The sequence below is a fragment of the Mycobacterium parmense genome (assembly GCF_010730575.1).
Classification (GTDB): domain Bacteria; phylum Actinomycetota; class Actinomycetes; order Mycobacteriales; family Mycobacteriaceae; genus Mycobacterium; species Mycobacterium parmense.
The window spans coordinates 2,012,956-2,031,623 of record NZ_AP022614.1 but is presented as its reverse complement, the minus strand read 5'-3'; the positions used below and the strand labels follow the sequence as shown (position 1 = coordinate 2,031,623).

At 69.6% G+C, this 18,668-nt stretch carries 17 protein-coding genes and 1 riboswitch; of the genes, 9 read left to right on the top strand and 8 right to left on the bottom strand.

Going from position 1 to position 18,668, the window contains the following annotated elements; translation table 11 throughout:
• Window positions 1-170: riboswitch (M-box (ykoK) riboswitch) on the top strand.
• A gap of 279 nt (window positions 171-449) precedes the next feature.
• From G6N48_RS09010 to G6N48_RS09000, 3 genes are all read left to right on the top strand, one after another.
• Entirely contained in the window at window positions 450-692 is a 243-nt protein-coding gene (locus G6N48_RS09010) for an Rv1535 family protein (RefSeq protein ID WP_085269578.1), read from the top strand.
• Window positions 693-978: 286 nt separating this feature from the next.
• Window positions 979-4,119, top strand: a complete 3,141-nt coding sequence (ileS, locus tag G6N48_RS09005) for an isoleucine--tRNA ligase (protein ID WP_085269577.1) — start codon at window positions 979-981, stop codon at window positions 4,117-4,119.
• Window positions 4,120-4,221: 102 nt separating this feature from the next.
• A complete protein-coding gene (locus tag G6N48_RS09000; protein WP_085269576.1) occupies window positions 4,222-5,073 on the top strand; it encodes a DUF559 domain-containing protein in 852 nt (283 codons plus the stop codon).
• Between the two features lie 65 nt (window positions 5,074-5,138).
• Here the strand turns inward: G6N48_RS09000 and G6N48_RS08995 are convergent, their stop codons facing one another.
• From G6N48_RS08995 to G6N48_RS08985, 3 genes are read right to left on the bottom strand one after another with little or no spacing between them, the layout of a single operon-like run.
• On the bottom strand, window positions 5,139-5,945 hold the full coding sequence (locus tag G6N48_RS08995; protein WP_085269575.1) for a class I SAM-dependent methyltransferase: 807 nt from the start codon (window positions 5,943-5,945) through the stop codon (window positions 5,139-5,141).
• Between the two features lie 17 nt (window positions 5,946-5,962).
• Complete coding sequence (locus G6N48_RS08990) at window positions 5,963-6,496, bottom strand: hypothetical protein (RefSeq protein ID WP_085269574.1); 534 nt, start codon at window positions 6,494-6,496, stop codon at window positions 5,963-5,965.
• A complete protein-coding gene (locus G6N48_RS08985; protein ID WP_085269573.1) occupies window positions 6,493-7,056 on the bottom strand; it encodes a class I SAM-dependent methyltransferase in 564 nt (187 codons plus the stop codon). Before G6N48_RS08985 ends, G6N48_RS08990 begins: the two co-directional genes overlap by 4 nt.
• A gap of 34 nt (window positions 7,057-7,090) precedes the next feature.
• Here G6N48_RS08985 and G6N48_RS08980 point away from each other — a divergent pair, with 34 nt between their 5' ends.
• Entirely contained in the window at window positions 7,091-8,530 is a 1,440-nt protein-coding gene (locus G6N48_RS08980) for a DNA polymerase IV (RefSeq protein WP_085269572.1), read from the top strand.
• On the opposite strand, the gene G6N48_RS08975 is transcribed toward G6N48_RS08980, so the two are convergent.
• Window positions 8,495-9,430, bottom strand: coding sequence for an asparaginase (locus tag G6N48_RS08975; protein ID WP_085269725.1), 936 nt, complete (start codon window positions 9,428-9,430; stop codon window positions 8,495-8,497). The genes G6N48_RS08980 and G6N48_RS08975 overlap by 36 nt on opposite strands.
• Window positions 9,431-9,501: 71 nt before the next feature.
• On the opposite strand from G6N48_RS08975, the gene lspA reads away from it, so the two are divergent.
• A complete protein-coding gene (lspA, locus tag G6N48_RS08970; RefSeq protein ID WP_139825802.1) occupies window positions 9,502-10,116 on the top strand; it encodes a signal peptidase II in 615 nt (204 codons plus the stop codon).
• Window positions 10,113-11,039, top strand: a complete 927-nt coding sequence (locus tag G6N48_RS08965; protein WP_085269570.1) for an RluA family pseudouridine synthase — start codon at window positions 10,113-10,115, stop codon at window positions 11,037-11,039. The genes lspA and G6N48_RS08965 overlap by 4 nt, the downstream gene beginning before the upstream one ends.
• Before the next feature lies 1 nt (window position 11,040).
• On the opposite strand, the gene G6N48_RS08960 is transcribed toward G6N48_RS08965, so the two are convergent.
• Window positions 11,041-11,799, bottom strand: a complete 759-nt coding sequence (locus G6N48_RS08960) for a methyltransferase domain-containing protein (RefSeq protein WP_085269569.1) — start codon at window positions 11,797-11,799, stop codon at window positions 11,041-11,043.
• Between the two features lie 468 nt (window positions 11,800-12,267).
• Here G6N48_RS08960 and G6N48_RS08955 point away from each other — a divergent pair, with 468 nt between their 5' ends.
• The 3 genes from G6N48_RS08955 to G6N48_RS08945 are packed head-to-tail and all read left to right on the top strand — an operon-like array spanning window position 12,268 to window position 14,574.
• Window positions 12,268-13,284: an SDR family NAD(P)-dependent oxidoreductase gene (locus G6N48_RS08955; RefSeq protein ID WP_085269568.1), complete on the top strand. Its 1,017-nt coding sequence runs from the start codon at window positions 12,268-12,270 to the stop codon at window positions 13,282-13,284.
• A 4-nt stretch (window positions 13,285-13,288) separates the two neighbouring features.
• Window positions 13,289-14,092 carry an SDR family NAD(P)-dependent oxidoreductase gene (locus G6N48_RS08950; protein ID WP_085269567.1) on the top strand — a complete coding sequence of 268 codons (804 nt, stop codon included), beginning with the start codon at window positions 13,289-13,291 and terminating at the stop codon, window positions 14,090-14,092.
• 50 nt (window positions 14,093-14,142) lie between these two features.
• Entirely contained in the window at window positions 14,143-14,574 is a 432-nt protein-coding gene (locus G6N48_RS08945; protein ID WP_085269566.1) for a type II toxin-antitoxin system Rv0910 family toxin, read from the top strand.
• 2 nt (window positions 14,575-14,576) lie between these two features.
• Here G6N48_RS08945 and G6N48_RS08940 read toward each other — a convergent pair whose 3' ends face one another.
• From G6N48_RS08940 to G6N48_RS08930, 3 genes are all read right to left on the bottom strand, one after another.
• On the bottom strand, window positions 14,577-17,474 hold the full coding sequence (locus tag G6N48_RS08940) for an MMPL/RND family transporter (RefSeq protein ID WP_085269565.1): 2,898 nt from the start codon (window positions 17,472-17,474) through the stop codon (window positions 14,577-14,579).
• Window positions 17,471-17,875 (bottom strand): MmpS family transport accessory protein, encoded by a 405-nt coding sequence (locus tag G6N48_RS08935; RefSeq protein ID WP_085269564.1) that lies wholly within the window; start codon window positions 17,873-17,875, stop codon window positions 17,471-17,473. Before G6N48_RS08935 ends, G6N48_RS08940 begins: the two co-directional genes overlap by 4 nt.
• Window positions 17,876-18,046: 171 nt before the next feature.
• Window positions 18,047-18,643, bottom strand: coding sequence for a TetR/AcrR family transcriptional regulator (locus G6N48_RS08930; protein WP_085269563.1), 597 nt, complete (start codon window positions 18,641-18,643; stop codon window positions 18,047-18,049).
• Window positions 18,644-18,668: the final 25 nt, after the last annotated feature.

The window sequence follows — 18,668 nt, the reverse complement described above, 5'->3', positions numbered from 1 at the left end:
TATGCACCTCGTTAGGTGAGGCGTCTACACGAATACAGGCCACTGACCCCGAACGTCGAAAGACGCCCCGGGTCAGGACAGCTCCTCCCGGATTAAGGGTTGAGCCCAGGTGGCTTCCGGGCAACCGGACACGTCGTGTGGTGTCGAAGCTCTGACGAGAGGGGTGCGGTTCTCCGGCATTTGTCGGGTCCTGTTCTCCTGCTGCAATCGTGCGCGGACAACCGCGCATGTCGTGACCGCGAGGAGGTGAGGGACGTATGAGTTCCAGCGATAGTCCGGATCGATATCCGAACTACGCGTCCCGATCCGGTCTCCGGCACGACGTTCTCGCCTGAGTCGTCGTAACGCTAAACGCCTTATCGGCCAAGCGTTTCTGGAACCGGAACCACAACGGGACGGGACACGTCAGTCCAGTTAATCCCCGTTTGGAGTCCCTCTAGGAGGCGATCATGACCGCAGTTCTGTACGACGAAGTGGTAGCCGTGGCCCCCGCCCGCAAGCTGACGGTGGTGCGCGACGCCGACACCGTCGCAGCCGCGGCACCCAAGAAGGCGACGCGCGGCGCCGACGTCCTGCGTTCCGTCGCGGCCGGCGACCCGCTGGTGGACGGCGCGGCCCGGCTGCTGAGCATCCCGCTGCGCCACGTGTACGCCGCCCTGTGGCGGGCCGGTGTGCTCGAAGTGCGGGCCTGATGGTGCGTTTTGCACCGCGAGGCGGCAACTGCCGACGGAGTCGCTCGGCGTTTGCGTCGGCAGTTGCAGTCTCGCGGTAGCATTTAACCGCGTCGATCCGGCCATCACCGGGGAGCATTCGGAAGAACAGCCGGCCCGGCCCAGTAGAACCGAACGGGTAGGCCCGTCACAGCCTTCAACGAGCGGCCGCGCGGCAGCGCGGCAAGCGGGGTGGTACCGCGGCGCTCGCGCCACTGGCGCGTCGTCGTCCCCGGCCTGAGTAACGGCACGGGAGACGACGCGCATCGTGACTGATCAGACGGACCACGGGGTTCAGCCCGTCCGGGCATATCCGAAGCTGGCCGACGGCGCCCCCAACTTTCCGGCGCTCGAGCTCGACGTCCTCGACTACTGGGCCCGCGACGATACGTTTCGCGCCAGCATCGCCCGCCGCGACGGCGCCGAGGAATACGTGTTCTACGACGGGCCGCCGTTCGCCAACGGGCTGCCGCACTACGGGCACCTGCTCACCGGTTACGTCAAGGACATCGTCCCGCGGTACCGCACCATGCGTGGCTACAAGGTCGAGCGCCGCTTCGGCTGGGACACCCACGGGCTGCCCGCCGAACTCGAAGTCGAACGCCAGCTCGGCATCACCGACAAGTCCCAGATCGACGACATGGGCATTGCCGCGTTCAACGACGCCTGCCGCGAATCGGTGCTGCGCTACACCGATGAGTGGCGGGCCTACGTGACCCGCCAGGCCCGCTGGGTGGACTTCGACAACGACTACAAGACGCTGGATCTGCCGTACATGGAGTCGGTGATCTGGGCGTTCAGACAGCTGTGGGACAAGGGCCTGGCCTACGAGGGCTATCGCGTGTTGCCGTACTGCTGGCGCGACGAAACCCCCCTGTCCAACCACGAACTACGGATGGACGACGACGTCTACCAGAGCCGGCAGGACCCGGCACTCACGGTGGGATTCCAGGCGGTCGGCGGCCCGGTGGACGGCGCCTACCTGCTGATCTGGACGACGACGCCGTGGACGCTGCCGTCGAACCTCGCGGTCGCGGTCAACCCCGAGGTGACCTACGTGCAGGTCCGGGTGGGGGAGCGGCGATTCGTGCTGGCCGAGGCGAGGCTGGCCGCCTACGCCCGTGAGCTGGGCGAGGAACCCGAGGTGCTCGGCAGCTACCGCGGCGCCGACCTGCTCGGCACCCGATACCTGCCGCCTTTTCCGTATTTCATGGACACTGCCGACGCCTTTCAGGTGCTGCCCGGCGACTTCGTGACCACCGAGGACGGCACGGGGATCGTGCACATGGCGCCCGCCTACGGCGAGGACGACATGGCGGTCTGCGAGGCGGCCGGCATCGTGCCGGTCACCCCGGTCGACTCGAAAGGGCGTTTCGACTCCAGCGTGCCGGATTACCGGGGCCAGCGCGTCTTCGACGCCAACCCGCACATCATCCGCGACCTGAAGAACGCCGGCGGCCCGGTGGCCGCCAACGGCGCGGTGCTGCTGCGGCACGAGACCTACGAGCACCCCTACCCGCACTGCTGGCGCTGCCGTAACCCGCTGATCTACCGGGCGGTGTCGTCGTGGTTCGTGTCGGTCACCCAATTCCGGGACCGGATGGTCGAACTCAACCAGCAGATCACCTGGTATCCAGAGCACGTCAAGGACGGCCAGTTCGGGAAGTGGCTGCAGGGCGCCCGGGACTGGTCGATCTCGCGAAACCGCTACTGGGGCACCCCGATTCCGGTGTGGAAGTCCGACGACCCCGCCCATCCGCGGATCGACGTGTACGGCAGCCTCGACGAGCTGGAGCGCGATTTCGGGGTGCGCCCTGACAATCTGCACCGGCCTTACATCGACGAGCTGACCCGGCCCAACCCCGACGACCCGAGCGGTCGCAGCACGATGCGGCGCATCCCCGACGTGCTCGACGTGTGGTTCGACTCCGGGTCCATGCCGTACGCCCAGGTGCACTACCCGTTCGAGAATGCCGATTGGTTCGAGACCCACTACCCGGGCGACTTCATCGTAGAGTACATCGGCCAGACCCGCGGCTGGTTCTACACGCTGCACGTGCTGGCCACCGCGCTGTTCGATCGCCCGGCGTTCAAAACCTGTGTGGCGCACGGGATCGTGCTGGGCTCCGACGGCCAGAAGATGAGCAAGTCGCTGCGCAACTACCCCGACGTCGGCGAGGTGTTCGACCGCGACGGCTCCGACGCCATGCGGTGGTTCCTGATGGCTTCGCCGATCCTGCGCGGCGGCAACCTGATCGTCACCGAGCAGGGCATCCGCGAGGGCGTGCGGCAGGTGCTGCTGCCGCTGTGGAACGCCTACAGCTTCCTGGCGCTCTACGCGCCCAAAGCCGGTAACTGGCGCACCGATTCGCGGCAGGTGCTGGACCGCTACATCCTGGCCAAGCTGGCCGCGCTGCGCGACGACCTGACCACCGAGATGGATCGCTGTGACATCTCGCGGGCCTGCGAGCACCTCCGTCTGTTCACCGAGGCGCTGACGAATTGGTATGTGCGGCGGTCGCGTTCGCGGTTCTGGGAGGAGGACGTCGACGCGATCGACACCCTGCACACCGTGCTGGAGGTGACGGCCAGGCTGGCCGCCCCGCTGCTGCCGTCGGTGACCGAGCTCATATGGCGCGGCCTCACCGGCGGGCGGTCGGTGCACCTGACCGACTGGCCGGAGGCCGGCGAGGTGCCCGCCGACGCCGACCTGGTGGCCGCGATGGACCAGGTGCGCGAAGTGTGCTCGGCGGCGTCGTCGCTGCGGAAGGCCAAGAAGCTGCGGGTCAGGCTGCCGCTGCCGAAACTGACTGTGGCCGTGCAGGACCCGAAGCGGCTGGAGCCATTCGTCGATCTGATCGCCGACGAGCTGAACGTCAAGTCCGTCGAGCTCACGGACGCGATCGACACCTACGGCCGCTTCGAGCTCACCGTGAACGCGCGGGTGGCCGGGCCGCGGCTGGGCAAGGACGTGCAGGCCGCCATCAAGGCGGTCAAGGCGGGGGAGGGCGTCGTCAACCCCGACGGCACGCTGAGCGCCGGCCCGGCCGTGCTGCGGCCCGAGGAGTACAGCTCGCGGCTGGTCGCCGCCGACCCCGACTACACCGCGGCGCTGCCCGACGGGTCGGGGCTGGTTGTGTTGGACGCGACGGTGACCCCCGAGCTGGAGGCCGAGGGCTGGGCCAAGGACCGCATCCGCGAGCTGCAGGAGTTGCGCAAGTCGACCGGGCTGGACGTGTCCGATCGCATCTCCGTGGTGATGTCCGTGCCGGCCGGGCGGGCGGACTGGGCGGCGGCCCACCGCGATCTGATCGCGGGGGAGATCCTCGCCACGGCTTTCGAATTCGGCGATCCGGCCGACGGCGTCGACATCGGCGACGGCGTGCGGGTGAGCATCGCCCGCTCCTGAGCGCGAAAGTGCAACGGGCAACGCGTTTCCCGAGTGAAGCCGTCAGTAGCTGCACTCTCGTGACGTGTCGGAGGGCCGTGGCATCCTGCTCCGGTGGATGCAATGCCCTTCGTCGGCACCGAAGCGGTCAAAGGAGGCGCGCTGACCGAGCGTGAGCTGCGGAGGTCCTGCACGCGGATCTACCGCAACGTCTATCGCCGACGCGGCGGCCCGCTCACCGCCCGGGATCGCGCGATCGCCGCGTGGCTCTGGTCGGGCAGGAAGGCCGTGGTCTGCGGCCACTCCGCGTCGGCGCTGCTCGGTGCGGAGTGGGTCGACGCCGGCGCCCCCGCCGAGCTGATCACCGATCGCAAGCGGCCGCCACCGTTGATCGTCGCGCGCGACGAGACGCTGCTCCCCGGAGAAAGCGTGCTCGTCGCCGGCGTGCCCGTCACCTCACCCGCGCGGACCGCGTTCGACCTGGGCCGGCGGCCGGGATTGACGGAGGCGGTCGCGCGGATCGACGCCCTGGCCCGGGCCACGGGTGTCGGGGCCGGCGATGTGCACCCCCTGCTGGCGAGGCACCGCGGCGCCCGGGGTCTCAAGCAGCTCAGATGTGCGCTGCCCCTGGTCGACGCGGGCGCCGAGTCGCCGCAGGAGACCAGGACCAGGCTCCTGCTGGTTCGGGGCGGGCTGCCCAGACCACGGACCCAGATCGTGGTCCGCAACGTGTTCGGCGCGGTGCTGGCGCGCATCGACATGGGCTGGGAGGAGTGGCTCGTCGGCGTGGAATACGACGGTGCCCAGCACTGGACGGACCCGCGCACCCGCGCCAACGACATCGATCGCACGGTCGAACTGGAGCGACGGGGGTGGCGGCTGATCCGGGTCAGCGCCGAGCTGTTGCGTCGCCGTCCGCACACCGTCGTCGACCGGGTCCGCAGCGCTCTGCTGGCGGCGGGCTGCCGCTCCTGACCGCGAAAGTGCAACCGGCAACGCGTTTCCCGAGTGGAGCTGTCGGTAGTTGCACTTTCGCGGGGCTAGAGGAGCTTCGCGGCCACGGCCAGCGTCACGTAGTCCATCGTGAACGCTCCGCCGATCGCATCGATGGCGGTTCCGACGCCTTGCAGCACGGTCGCGATCTCCTCCGGCGCCAGCCGGGTGAGCGTGCCCATGGTGGGCAGATGGTCCAGCCACTCGTCGCGCGTGTACCGGCGCTGCCATTCGAATCGCCACTGCTCGGGTTCGCCGAAGGCGCCGGTCGTTCGGATGCCTTCGATGGCCCGGTGCAGATTTCGTTCCTGGAGCTCGAGGCCAGGGTTCTGCAGCGGCGCGTCGGGCGCCACCTTGCGCATGACCTCGTCGAAAGCCTCGGCGACGGGGCGGGGTGGGTCGAAGACATGCCAGTACAGCGCCAGCAGCCCGCGCGCCCGCAGCACCCGCGCCGCCTTTTCGGCGCCCACCACCGGGTCGACCCAGTGCCAGGCCTGTCCCGCGACGACCGCGTCGAAGGTGCGGCCGCGGGCGTCCCACGTTTCGAAGTTGCCGACCTCGACGTCGACGCCTGTCGTCCTTGCGAATTCGGCCATCCTGAAGTCCGGATCGACACCGAGGACCGTGACGCCGGCCGCCTTGTACTGGCGTGCCCCGATGCCGGTGCCGCAGCCGACGTCGAGGAACTCGTCGCCGGGGCTGGCGGCGACGACGCGTTGGATCAGGGCGTCGGGGTAGGGGGGCCGCGCGCGGTCGTACCGTGGCGCGTCGACGCCGAAGGACTCCGCCACCTGTCGCAGCAGATGCGGCTCTTGGTCGGGGGAGGGTGAGGGTTCGGTGGCCAGAGAGGGCATGTCTTCCGTTCTACCTCTTACGGCGCGCCGGCGTTGCCCGCCGCCCGCGACCTCGGCGCGGACCACAGCGCGCGGTGGGCGTGCGGCCAGAACGGCATGCCCGCCACGACGGTCGCGCCGGCGGCGATGAGGCCGACGGCGGCGTCGACGCTCTCGCGGCCGTCGTGCGCCCAGTAGACGTCCTTGAGGTCCAGCAGCAGGGCCAGCTCGTCGACGATCATGGCGTTCGCCGCGCCGTAGGCCACCGCCGCCACCGGATGCTGTCGTTGCTTATCCGACCCGCGCAACCCCACGCCGGCCACCGTGGCAAGCATCCCGATGCCGATGTTGTAATGGTGAAAGTGTCTGCCGCCCACGGAGATACCGCCGCCGGACGGCCCGTGTCCGGCGCGCAGCCAGTGGGTGAGCACACGCAGCCCGCCGAACGTGACCGTGAACGACGCCCACGCGAGCACCGCGGCCCGTTCGCCGGGTTGCAGCCTCTCGTGCCACTGCCGCCGCAGCCGCGCCAGCCGCGTCGACGGCGCGCCGTCCTCGTCGCGCTCGGTCATTTGACCGCGCACCAGCGCAGCCTGCCCCCGCGGACCTCGGTCTCGACTTCGCGAAAACCGGCCGCCCGCAAGCGATCCGGCAGGGTGTCCGGCGAGACCGTGTTGCATGTGTCGCGAAAATGCAGAATGCGGAACTTCAGCGACGTCACGCTGTCGCTGCCGGCGAACACGCCGCCGGGGCGCAGGACGCGAAACGCCTCCGCGAACAACCGGTCCTGCAGTTCGGCGGTGGGCACGTGATGCAGCATCGTGAACGACACCACGGAACTGAACTCGTCGGACGGCAATCCGGTGGCCGTCCCGTCGCCGTTGACGATGCGGGCCCGGTCGCCGTACAGCCGCTGCAACCGCTGCGCCATCGGGGCATCGACCTCGACCGCGGTGACGCGCGGCGCCATGTCGACGAGCATTCGCAGGATCGCGCCGTAGCCGGGCCCGATCTCGAGGACGTGCTCGCCCAGGTCCACGCCGGCGAGGACCCAGGGCAGCAGCTGGTCCTTCACCTCGTGCGCCCAGCGGTCGGAGTTGCAACACAACCGGTGGGCCAGGTTCATTGCCATATCCCAAGACGCTAGACCAATACCATCTTCTGGTGTGGAGTCCCGCTGGGTGCTGCACCTGGACATGGACGCGTTCTTCGCCTCCGTCGAGCAACTCACCCGACCGACCCTGCGGGGACGGCCGGTGCTGGTCGGCGGCCTGGGCGGTCGGGGCGTCGTGGCCGGCGCCAGTTACGAAGCGCGCGTGTTCGGCGCCCGCTCGGCGATGCCGATGCATCAGGCGCGCCGCCTGATCGGCGTCACCGCGGTGGTGTTGCCGCCGCGCGGCGTGGTGTACGGCGTGGCCAGCCGGCGCGTCTTCGACACCGTGCGTGAGGTGCTGCCCGTCGTCGAGCAACTCTCCTTCGACGAGGCTTTCGGCGAGCCGCCTCAACTCGCGGGAGCCTCCGCCGAGCTCGTCGAACAGTTCTGCGAGGATCTGCGGCGGCGGGTTCGCGACCGGACCGGCCTCACCGCGTCGGTCGGGGCGGGATCGGGCAAGCAGGTCGCCAAGATCGCGTCGGGGTTGGCGAAGCCCGACGGGGTCCGGGTGGTCCGGCGCGCCGAGGAGGAGCTGCTGCTGGGCGGGTTGCCGGTTCGCCGGCTGTGGGGCATCGGGCCCGTCGCCGAGGAGAAGCTGCACCGGCTCGGCATCGAGACCATCGGGCAACTGGCCGCGCTGACCGCCGCCGAAGCCGCCAACATTCTGGGTGCCACCGTCGGTCCGGCCCTGCACCTGCTGGCGCGCGGCGTCGACGACCGGCCCGTCGCCGAACGCGCCGAGGCCAAGCAGATCAGCTCCGAGTCCACCTTCGCCGTCGACCTCACCAGCCTCGAGCAGTTGCGCGAGGCGATCGACCCCATCGCCGAGCACGCCCACCAGCGCCTGCTGCGCGACGGCCGCGGCGCGCGGACCGTCACGGTGAAGCTGAAGAAGGCCGACATGAGCACGCTGACCCGGTCGGCGACGCTGCCCTACGCGACGACCGAGCCGGGTGCGCTGGTCGCGGTGGCCCGGCGCCTGCTGCTGGACCCCCGCGAGATCGGGCCCATTCGCCTGCTGGGTGTGGGCTTCTCGGGCCTGAGCGACGTGCGCCAGGAATCGCTGTTCCCGGACCTGGAGCTGCCGGGGCAGGAACCTGGCAGGCAGTCCGTCGAGACCGCCGCCGAGGCGATGTTCGCGGCGGGTCCCGACGCCGCGGGCCGGCGGATCGGTGACGACGCCGGATGGCGGGTGGGAGACGACGTCGGGTGGCGGGTGGGAGACGACGTCGTGCACCGCGAGCTCGGGCACGGCTGGGTGCAGGGCGCGGGCCACGGGGTGGTCACGGCGCGGTTCGAGACCCGCGGGTCCGGCCCCGGCCCGGCCCGGACGTTTCCCGCCGGCACCGCCGACCTCTCGGCCGCGAACCCGGTCGACTCCCTGGACTGGCCGGACTACGTGGGCGCGCTGCAGGTCTCAGCCCCACCGGCCGATGACGTCGGCGACGGGTAGCCCGGCGGCCAGCGCGGCCATTACCAGCAGCCGGGCCTGAGGCGGCCGCAGCCTCGGCACCATCACCGCGCCGGCGGCCGCCATGTCGTGTCCCGGACCGTAGCTCGCGCGTACGCGCCCGCCGGGGACGCGGGTCGACACCGCGACGGCCACCCCGTCGCGGCAGTGCCGGCGCACCGCGTCGACCACCGCGGCGCCCGCATTGCCCGACCCCAGCGCCTCGAGGACCACGCCGCGCGCGCCGGCCGCCACACAGGCGTCCAGCGCCACCCCGTCGCTGCCGAGGTATGCCGCGACGATGTCGACCCGCGGTGCCGCGGCGGCGCTGAGTTCGCCCAGGTAGGTCCGCGTTTTCGCGCCGGACAGCGACACCTGGCCGTCGACCGTGCCGAGCAGTTCGCCGGTGAACCCGCCGAGGTCCGCGGTCGCCACCTTGCTCATGCCCAGCGGCTGCAGCACCCGCCCGGCGAAGCACACCAGCGCGCCGCCGCCGCGGGCCGCCGGGGCGGCCGCCACCGCCAGCGCATCCCGCAGGTTCGCCGGGCCGTCCGCGTCGGGGGCGTCGGCGCTGCGCATCGCGCCGGTCAGCACCACGGGTGGCGACCCGCCGTAGACCAGGTCGAGCCACAGGGCGGTCTCTTCCATGGTGTCGGTCCCGTGGGTGATCACCACGCCGTCGGCGCCGTCGGCGACCGCGGCCTGCACCGCCGCGCGAATCCGATCCCAATCGAGCAGCGTCAGCTGCGAGCTGTCGACGGCGAGCAGGTCGACAACGTCGAGGTCGAAGCCGTCGATGCCCGAGGCCAGGTCCGCACCGCTGTAGGCGGGCCGGTGTACCCCGTGCGCGTCCGTACCGGTGGATATCGTGCCTCCGGTCGCGATGACGGTGACGCGGGCCATAGTGGAATCATCGCGCACGCCGCCGGCGAACATCGGCTGAGCCTGCGGCCGCATTAGGAGATGATGAGACAGTGCCCGAGGAACCAACAGGATCGACCGAGCCGGTGACGTCAGCCGAGGCGGCTGACGACGCCGGCCGGGAGGACGACGGCGCGGCCGACGCTGCGGCTGCCGTGCCCGCGCAGAGTCCGCCCCGACGGCTGCGCCTGCTGCTGTCCGTCGCGGCGGTCGTGCTGACCCTGGACATCGTCACCAAGGTGCTGGCCGTGCGCCTGCTGCCGCCGGGCCAGCCGGTGTCCATCGTCGGGGACACCGTGACGTGGACGCTGGTGCGTAACTCGGGGGCCGCGTTCTCGATGGCGACGGGATACACCTGGCTGTTGACCCTGATCGCGACCGGCGTGGTCGCCGGGATCTTCTGGATGGGACGCCGGCTGGTGTCGCCGTGGTGGGCGGTGGGCCTGGGAATGATCCTCGGCGGCGCCACGGGCAACCTGGTCGACCGCTTCTTCCGGGCACCCGGACCGCTGCGCGGACATGTCGTCGACTTCCTGTCGGTGGGCTGGTGGCCGGTGTTCAACGTCGCCGATCCGGCGGTGGTCGGCGGCGCCATCCTGCTCGTCGTGCTGTCGATATTCGGCTACGACTTCGACTCGATCGGCCGGCGCAAGGCCGACCAGCGGTGACCGAGCGGTCGATGCCGGTCCCCGAGGGACTGGCCGGTATGCGCGTCGACGCAGGCCTGGCGCGACTGCTGGGGCTCTCGCGCAGCGCGGCCGCCGCGCTCGCCGAGGACGGCGGCGTCGAGTTGGACGGCGTGCAGGCGGGTAAATCCGACCGCCTGACCGGCGGCGCCTGGCTGTATGTGCGCCTGCCGGAGGCGCCCGCGGCGCCGCAGAACACCCCGGTCGACATCGAGGGCATGACGATCCTGTATTCCGACGAGGACATCGTCGTGGTCGACAAGCCCGCCGCCGTGGCGGCGCACGCCTCGGTGGGGTGGACCGGGCCGACGGTGCTGGGCGGCCTGGCCGCCGCCGGATACCGGATCACCACCTCGGGTGTGCCGGAACGGCAGGGCATCGTGCACCGCCTCGACGTCGGCACGTCGGGGGTCATGGTGGTCGCGCTCTCCGAGAACGCCTACACCGTGCTCAAGCGCGCATTCAAACACCGCACCGTCGACAAGCGCTATCACGCTCTGGTGCAAGGGCATCCGGATCCGTCCAGCGGCACCATCGACGCTCCCATCGGGCGCCACCGCGGCGGGGAGTGGAAGTTCGCGGTCACCACGAACGGCCGGCACAGCCTCACCCACTACGACACCCTCGAGGCGTTCATCGCCGCCAGCCTGCTCGACGTTCACCTGGAAACCGGTCGCACCCACCAGATTCGGGTGCATTTCGCCGCGCTGCACCACCCCTGCTGCGGCGACCTCGTCTACGGGGCGGACCCAAAACTCGCGAAAAGGCTTGGGCTGGAACGCCAATGGTTGCACGCACGTTCGCTCGCGTTCGCACATCCGGCCGACGGCCGGCGGGTGGAGTTCGTCAGCCCCTACCCGGCCGACCTGCGGCATGCGCTGGACGTGTTGCGCGGCGAGGGTTGACTCAGTCCGGCTTGCGGGCCTCGACGAGCAGTCGCACGGCGTGGGCGACGAACACCCCGTCGGCTTCGATGCGTGCGTGCAGTTCCCGTAGCCGCTCACGGTAGGCGTCGACGGTGAAGTCGGGCACCGTCCACACCACCTTGCGCAGGAAATAGATGACGGCGCCGATGTCGAAGAACTCGGCGCGCAGCCGCTCCATCCGCAGATCCAGCACCTGCAGGCCCGCTTCGGTTGCCTGCGCCCGCACCGCGTCGGGATGGAACTCGGCCCACTTCTGCGGCTGCGGCCCGATGAAGTGCTCGACCAGCTCGCCCATGGTCGCGGGGCCGATGTGCTGCGCGAGGTACGTGCCGCCCGGCCGCAATACCCGCAGGATCTCGCCCCACCAGACCGAAACCGGATGACGCGTGGTCACCAGGTCGAAGGCGTCGTCGGCGAAGGGCAGCGGCGGCTCGTCGCGGGTCGCGACGAGCACGACGCCGAGCGGATGCAAGCGGCTGGTGGCCAAAGCCGCGTTCGGCGGCCAGGTCTCGATGGCGGCCATGGTGGGTGGGAACGGCCCCGCGCCGGCGAGCACCTCGCCGCCGCCGGTGTGGATGTCCAGCGCGGCCGACACCTCGGCGAGCCGGCCCCTCAGCAGGCGCTGGTAGCCCCACGACGGCCGTTGCTCGGTGGCCCGCCCGTCCAGCCAGGAGAAGTCCCACCCGTCTACGCTGACCGCGTCGGCCTCGGCCACCAGATCGTCGAAACTGCGACCCACGTACGCATGCTAGGACGCCGGGCGCGCTGTATTGACCCCGGCCCGGCTCGGACCTTGGTGGGCTCCGCCGGCGCGATGTCGGGGGCCAGCGGCGAGATCGGGCCGATGATCTCGGTGACGGTCCCCGCCGATCCTGTCGTAGACGGCGACGGGCTCGGGAGTGCGGAAACGTCCCAGAATTTTCTCAAGTGCGATTGGAAAATTTCGGCATTGCCCGTCAGTTAGTCCGTGATGGCGCGCCAGTGACGCTGCGTGACAACGGGATTGCCCGATCTTGACGGCGGCGATCGCCGCGCCGTGAGAATCGCGGTGGGCCGCGCTGCGCGCAATCTGCACCGGTCCGGGCGATCGATGTCCTAGGTTGCTTAATGACGCACGTCACATCACCCGCCACAGCTCCGCGCGGCGGTCCGGTCAACGGGCAGGCCAGCCACCCCGGGGGGCAAAGATCATCAGGAGCGACGCCCGATGAACCTCGGTGACCTAACGAACCTTGTGGAGAAGCCGTTCGCCGCGGTCTCCCACATCATCAACACCCCCAACTCGGCCGGCCGGTACCGGCCGTTCTACCTGCGCAATCTGCTCGACGCGGTGCAGGGCCGCACGCTCGAGGACGCCGTGGAGGGCAGGACCGTCCTGATCACCGGCGGCTCGTCGGGCATCGGGGAGGCGGCCGCGAAGAAGATCGCCGAAGCCGGCGCCGTGGTGGCACTCGTCGCCCGCACCAAGGAAAACCTCGACAAGGTCGCCGACCAGATCCGTGGTGACGGCGGAACGGCCCACGTCTACCCGTGCGACCTGTCCGACATGGACGCCATCGCGGCGATGGCCGACCAGGTTCTCGACGACCTCGGTGGCGTCGACGTCCTGATCAACAACGCCGGGCGGTCCATCCGCCGCTCGCTGGAGCTGTCCTACGACCGCATCCACGACTATCAGCGCACCATGCAGCTCAACTATCTGGGCGCGGTGCAGCTCATCCTCAAGTTCATCCCGGGCATGCGCGAGCGCGGCTTCGGCCACATCGTCAACGTCTCCTCGGTCGGTGTGCAGACCCGCGCGCCACGTTTCGGCGCCTACATTGCCAGCAAGGCCGCGCTCGACAGCCTCTGCGACGCGTTGCAGGCCGAAACGGTCAACGACAACGTCCGCTTCACCACCGTGCACATGGCGCTGGTGCGTACCCCGATGATCAGCCCGACCACCATCTACGACAAGTTCCCGGCGCTGACGCCGGAGCAGGCGGCCGGCGTGATCGCCGACGCGATAGTGCACCGGCCGCGGCGCGCCAGCTCGCCGTTCGGGCAGTTCGCCGCCGTCGCCGACGCCGTGAACCCGGCGGTGATGGACCTGGTCCGCAACCGCGCCTTCGCGATGTTCAGCGACTCCGAGGCCGCAAAGGGTGACGAATCCGGTTCGGAAACAAACCAATTCGACAAGCGAAGCGAGACGTTTGTGCGCGCCACCCGCGGGATACATTGGTGACATCATGAGTCTCCCCAAACCGGGCACCCACACCGTCGTCGTCATCACCGGCGCCTCGTCCGGCATCGGCGCCGAACTGGCCCGCGGGCTGGCCCGCCGCGGCTTCCCGCTGCTGCTGGTGGCGCGCCGCCGCGATCGCCTCGACGAACTCGCCAACGAGGTGGGCCGGGAAAACTCGGTCGCGGTCGAGGTGATGCCGCTGGATCTCAGCGACGGCGACGCGCGCGCCAAGCTGGCGGACCGGCTGCGCACCGAGCCCGTCGCCGGCCTGTGCAACAGTGCCGGGTTCGGTACCAGCGGTGCGTTCCACACGCTGCCGCTGGAACGCGAGAGCGAGCAGGTGACCCTCAACGCGCTGGCGCTGATGCAGCTCACCCACGCGGCCCTGCCCGGCATGGTCGAGCGCGGCGCGGGCGCCGTGCTCAACATCGCGTCGATCGCCGGTTTCCAGCCGATCCCGTTCATGGCGGTGTACTCGGCCAGCAAGGCCTTCGTGCAGACCTTCTCCGAGGCCGTCCACGAGGAGTTGCACGGAACGGGGGTGTCGGTGACGGCGCTGTGCCCGGGCCCGGTGCCCACGGAGTGGGCCGAGATCGCCAACGCCGAGCGGTTCAGCATCCCGGTCGCTCAGGTGTCGCCGCCCGACGTGGCCCAGGCCGCGATCGGGGGGATGCTCGCGGGCCGGCGCAGCGTCGTGCCGGGTGTGGTGCCCAAGGCCGTCAGCGCCGGCGGCCGGTACGCGCCGCGCAGCCTGCTGCTGCCCGCGCTGCGCATCGGTCAGCGGCTGCGCGGGGGACCGAGCAGCTAGGCAGCGGCCGGCGTGGCGGATGTGACCGCGCGCCGGGATAGGGTCGTGCGATGGCCGCTGTTGACATGACCGCCGACGTGCCCATGAGTCCGCAGCGGATGTGGGAGCACGTCTCCGATCTCTCGGAGCTCGGCGATTGGCTGGTGATGCACGAGGGCTGGCGCAGCGAGCTGCCCGCCGAGCTGGCCGAGGGAACCCAGGTGGTGGGGGTGGCGCGCGCCAAGGGTTTTCGCAACCGGGTGACGTGGACCGTGACGAAGTGGGACCCGCCGCGCCAGGTCGCGCTGTCGGGCTCCGGCAAAGGCGGCACGAGGTACTCCGTCACGCTCACCGTGCGCCCGACGGACGAGGGCTCGGCGCTGGGCCTGCGCCTGGAACTGGGCGGGCGCGCGTTGTTCGGCCCGGTCGGCTCGGCCGCGGCCCGCGCCGTCAGGAATGACGTGGACAAGTCGCTCAAGCAGTTCGTCGAGCGGTACGCCTGAAATCAGCGGGCGGCCGGCATCACCGTGCGGTCGTCGTCCTCCCACAACAGCAACTGGCGGACAGCCGTGCGCGACCCGTAAGGACGCAGCATCTGGCTGGCCGGACGTGGGCGCACGCGCTGCGGCCACCAGAACCAGCGCCCGAGAAGCGTTGCGACAGAAGGCGTCATGAACGACCTCACGATGAGCGTGTCGAACAGCAGACCGAGGCCGATCGTCGTCCCGATCTGACCGAGGACCTGGAAACCGCTGAACACGAACGCGCACATGGTGACCGCGAACACCAGGCCCGCGGAGGTGACCACCGAGCCCGAGCCGGCCATGGCGCGGATGATGCCGGTCTTCAGGCCGGCATGGATCTCCTCCTTGAAGCGCGAGATCAGCAGCAGGTTGTAGTCGGATCCGACCGCCAGCAGCAGGATGACGGCCAGCGCCAGCACCACCCAGTACAGCTGGATGCCGAACATGTACTGCCACACCAGCACCGACAGCCCGAACGAGGCGCCCAGCGACAGCGCGACCGTGCCGACGATGACCAGCGCGGCGATCAGGCTGCGCGTGATGATCATCATGATCAGCAGGATGAGGCTCAGCGCGGCGAGCCCCACGATCAGCAGGTCGTACTTGGCGCCGTCCTGGATGTCCTTGTAGGTCGCCGCGGTGCCGCCGATGTAGATGCCGGCGTCCGCCATCGGCGTGCCCTTCAGGGCCTCGTGCGCGGCCTTCCTGATCGGCTCGATGTGCGCGATGTCCTCGGGAGTGGCGGGGTCACCCTCATGGGTGATGATCATCCGGGCGGCCTTGCCGTCGGGGGAGAGGAACAGTTTCAGCCCGCGCTTGAAGTCGGGGTTGTTGAAGACCTCGGGGGGCAGGTAGAAGCTGTCGTCGTTCTTTGCGGCGTCGAAGGCACGCCCGAGCGCGGTCGCGTTGTCGATCGCGGCCTGAGTCTGCGCGTAGATCCCGGACTGGGTGGCATAGCTCGCCATCGTCAGTTCGCGGTTGATCTCCTGGCTGGAGATCTGCGGTGGGATCAGCGCCACGAGTTTGGGCTGCAGCGCGTCGAGCTTGTCCAGTGTGGCCGTGAGGTTTTCGAACTTCTCGGTGAGCTGGTCGACGCTGTCGAGCACGTCGAGAACCGAGCGGATCGCAAAGCAGACGGGAATGTCGTAGCAGTGCTTCTCCCAGTAGAAGTAGCTGCGAAGCGGCCGGAAGAAGTCGTCGAAGTTGGCGATCTTGTCACGCACGTCCTTGATGGTGTCGACCGTGTCGTGGAAGTTCTGCGCCTCGCTGTGGGTGGAGGCGGCGAGCTGCTGCTGCAGCACGTACTGCTGCTTCAGAATGCCGATGGTCTTGCCCAGCTCACCGGCCTGCTTGCGCAGGTCGTCCGCCCGATCCTGTTGATAGGTCAGGTTCTCCTGCTGTCCGGCGCTCTGATTGCTGACGACGAAGGCCAGGGAGCTGTGGTCGAGCGGGGTTCCCAGCGGCCTGGTGATGGTCTGCACCTGGGCCACGCCGGGAACGTGGAACACGGCCTTGGCCACCCGGTCGAGGATCAGCATGTCGGCCGGATCGCGCATGTCGTGGTTGGTCTCGACCATCAGCAGCTCGGGTTCCAGCCGGGCGCGCGAGAAGTGCCGTTCCGCGGCGGTGTAACCCACGTTGGCGGGCGCGCTCTCGGGCATGTAGGGGCGGGTGTCGTAACTCGTCTTGTATCCCGGCAATGCCAGCAGGCCGACGAGGGCCAGCGCGGACGCCCCCGCCAGGACGGCGCCGGGCCAGCGGACGATCGCCGTGCCGATGCGCCGCCAGCCGCGCGTTCGCATCGCCCGCTTCGGCTCGAAGACGCCCACGGCGGCGCCCAGGGTGAGCATGGCCGGGCCCAGCGTCAGCGAGGCGAACAGCGCGACGAGGATGCCCAGAGCGGCCGGGATTCCCAGGCTCTGGAAGTACGGCAGCCGGGTGAAGCTCAGGCAGGCCACCGCGCCGGCGACGGTCAGGCCCGACCCCAGGACGATGTGGGCCGTCCCGTGAAACATGGTGTAGAACGCGGATTCCTTGCTCTCCCCGGTGCCGCGCGCTTCCTGATATCGGCCGACGACGAAGATCGCGTAGTCCGTTCCGGCGGCGATCACCAGCAAGGTCAGCAGGTTCGTCGCGTAGGTCGACAGCCCGATCACGCCCGCGTTGCCGAGGAAAGCGACGATGCCTCGGGCGGCCGCCATTTCGATGAGCACCGTGATGAGAACCAGCAGCATCGTGAACAAGGATCGGTAGACGAAGAGCAACATCACCGCGATGACGCCGACGGTGATCCCGGTGACCTTGGCGGTGCCCTTGCTGCCGACGTCGAACTGGTCGGAGATCAGCGGCGCCGCCCCGGTCACGTAGGCCTTGACGCCGGGCGGCGGGGGGGTGTGCTCGACGATGTCGCGGATGGCGGCCACGGATTCGTTGGCCTGCGCCGAGCCCTGGTTGCCGGTCAGGAATACCTGGACGTAGGCGGCCTTGCCGTCGCTGCTCTGCGAGCCGGCGGCGGTCAGGGTGTCGCCCCAGAAGTCCTGGACGTGCTCGACGTGCTTCTTGTCCTGTTCGAGCTTGCGGACCATCGCGTCGTAGTAGCGGTGGGCGTCGGCGCCCAGCGGCTTGTCGCCTTCCAGCACGATCATGGCCGAGCTGTCGGTGTCGAACTCGCCGAACACCTGCCCGATGCGCTTGATGGCCTTCAGCGCCGGCGCGTCCGGTGAGTTCAGCGCCACGTTGTGGGTCTTTCCGACTTCTTCCAGCTGCGGCACGGCGATGTTGGTGATGGCGGCCAGCGCCACCCAGAACAGCAGGATGGGCAAGGAGAGACGGCGGATGGCGCGCGGGACGGAGGGCCGCGGGGCTTCTGGGCCGGTCATCCGGATTTGTCCAGGCAGAAGGTGTAGGCGTCGGCTTTGTCGACGGTGCGTTCGTCCTTGACCTCACCGTTGACGATGATGCGGCAGCCGAGCACGTTGCCGTCGCCCTGCGCCACGACGTTGCCGACCACGGCCGGCTCGGTCGTGGTGATCGTGTACGACCAGGGCAGGGGAGCGTTCTTCACCTGCTGCGGCTGGGCGTTGACGTCCAGGTAGTTGATGGTGGCCACCGCGCCCGGCGCGCCGAACACCTCGAGCACCACCTGTTTGGGGTTGAACGGGACGATCTCGTTGGACAGGCCGTGGTTGGCCGAGGCGCTGCTGTCGGAACCGAAGATCGAGTGGAGTCGGTAGATGGCGAACCCCGCGGTGACGACGACGAGGACCGCCACCAACACCATCCACCCTCGCTTCACCAGGGATGCAATCGGAAGCCCCTTCACCCGTTCGCCTTTCGATGCTCGGGCGCGGTGGTCGCCATCGGCCGGGCCGGTGCGACCGTCCGCTCTGACGGTACGGTACTGATCAGTACTGCACAAGAGACGCTGGCGTACACTTTTTTCCGGTTCCGGCTACTCGGCCGGTCGGGTGAGGCCGGGCATCAGGAAGCCGTCGACCAGGGTCTGCACCGTCTCGCGGGTGGGCGGCCGGCCGGGAATGATGGACCGGTAGATGAGGTATCCCGGCAGCAGGTCCCACAGCTCCTCGGTGGCCGCGGACTCGGCGATCTCCCCTCGCTCGACGGCCTGCCGCATGATGTGCCGGACGAGGGCCTTGCGCTGATCCAGGAACTGATGCTGCAGAGCGTCGTTGAGCGCGGGGTGCCGCGAGACCGCGACCAGCACGGCCCGGATGGTGCCGGCGTGCTGATGCGCCTGCAGGCAGATGTTCTCGCCCACGGCCAGCAGATCGCCCCGCAACGTCCCGGTGTTCGGCGGGACCGCCACCTCGCGGATGCCGTCGATGAAGGCGGCCAGCACCAGTTCGGCCTTCGACGGCCAGTGCCGGTACACCGTGGCCTTGCTGGCGTGGGCGGCGCCGGCCACCGCGTCGACCGTCAGCCGCTCGTACCCGTGCTCCTGCAGCAGGCGCAGGGTCACCGCGAGCAGCTCGGACTCCCGTGCCGACCATGGCGACGCATCGGCGGACCACTCGTCGGCCTCACTCATAGCGCCCACCTTAGATTCCATACGG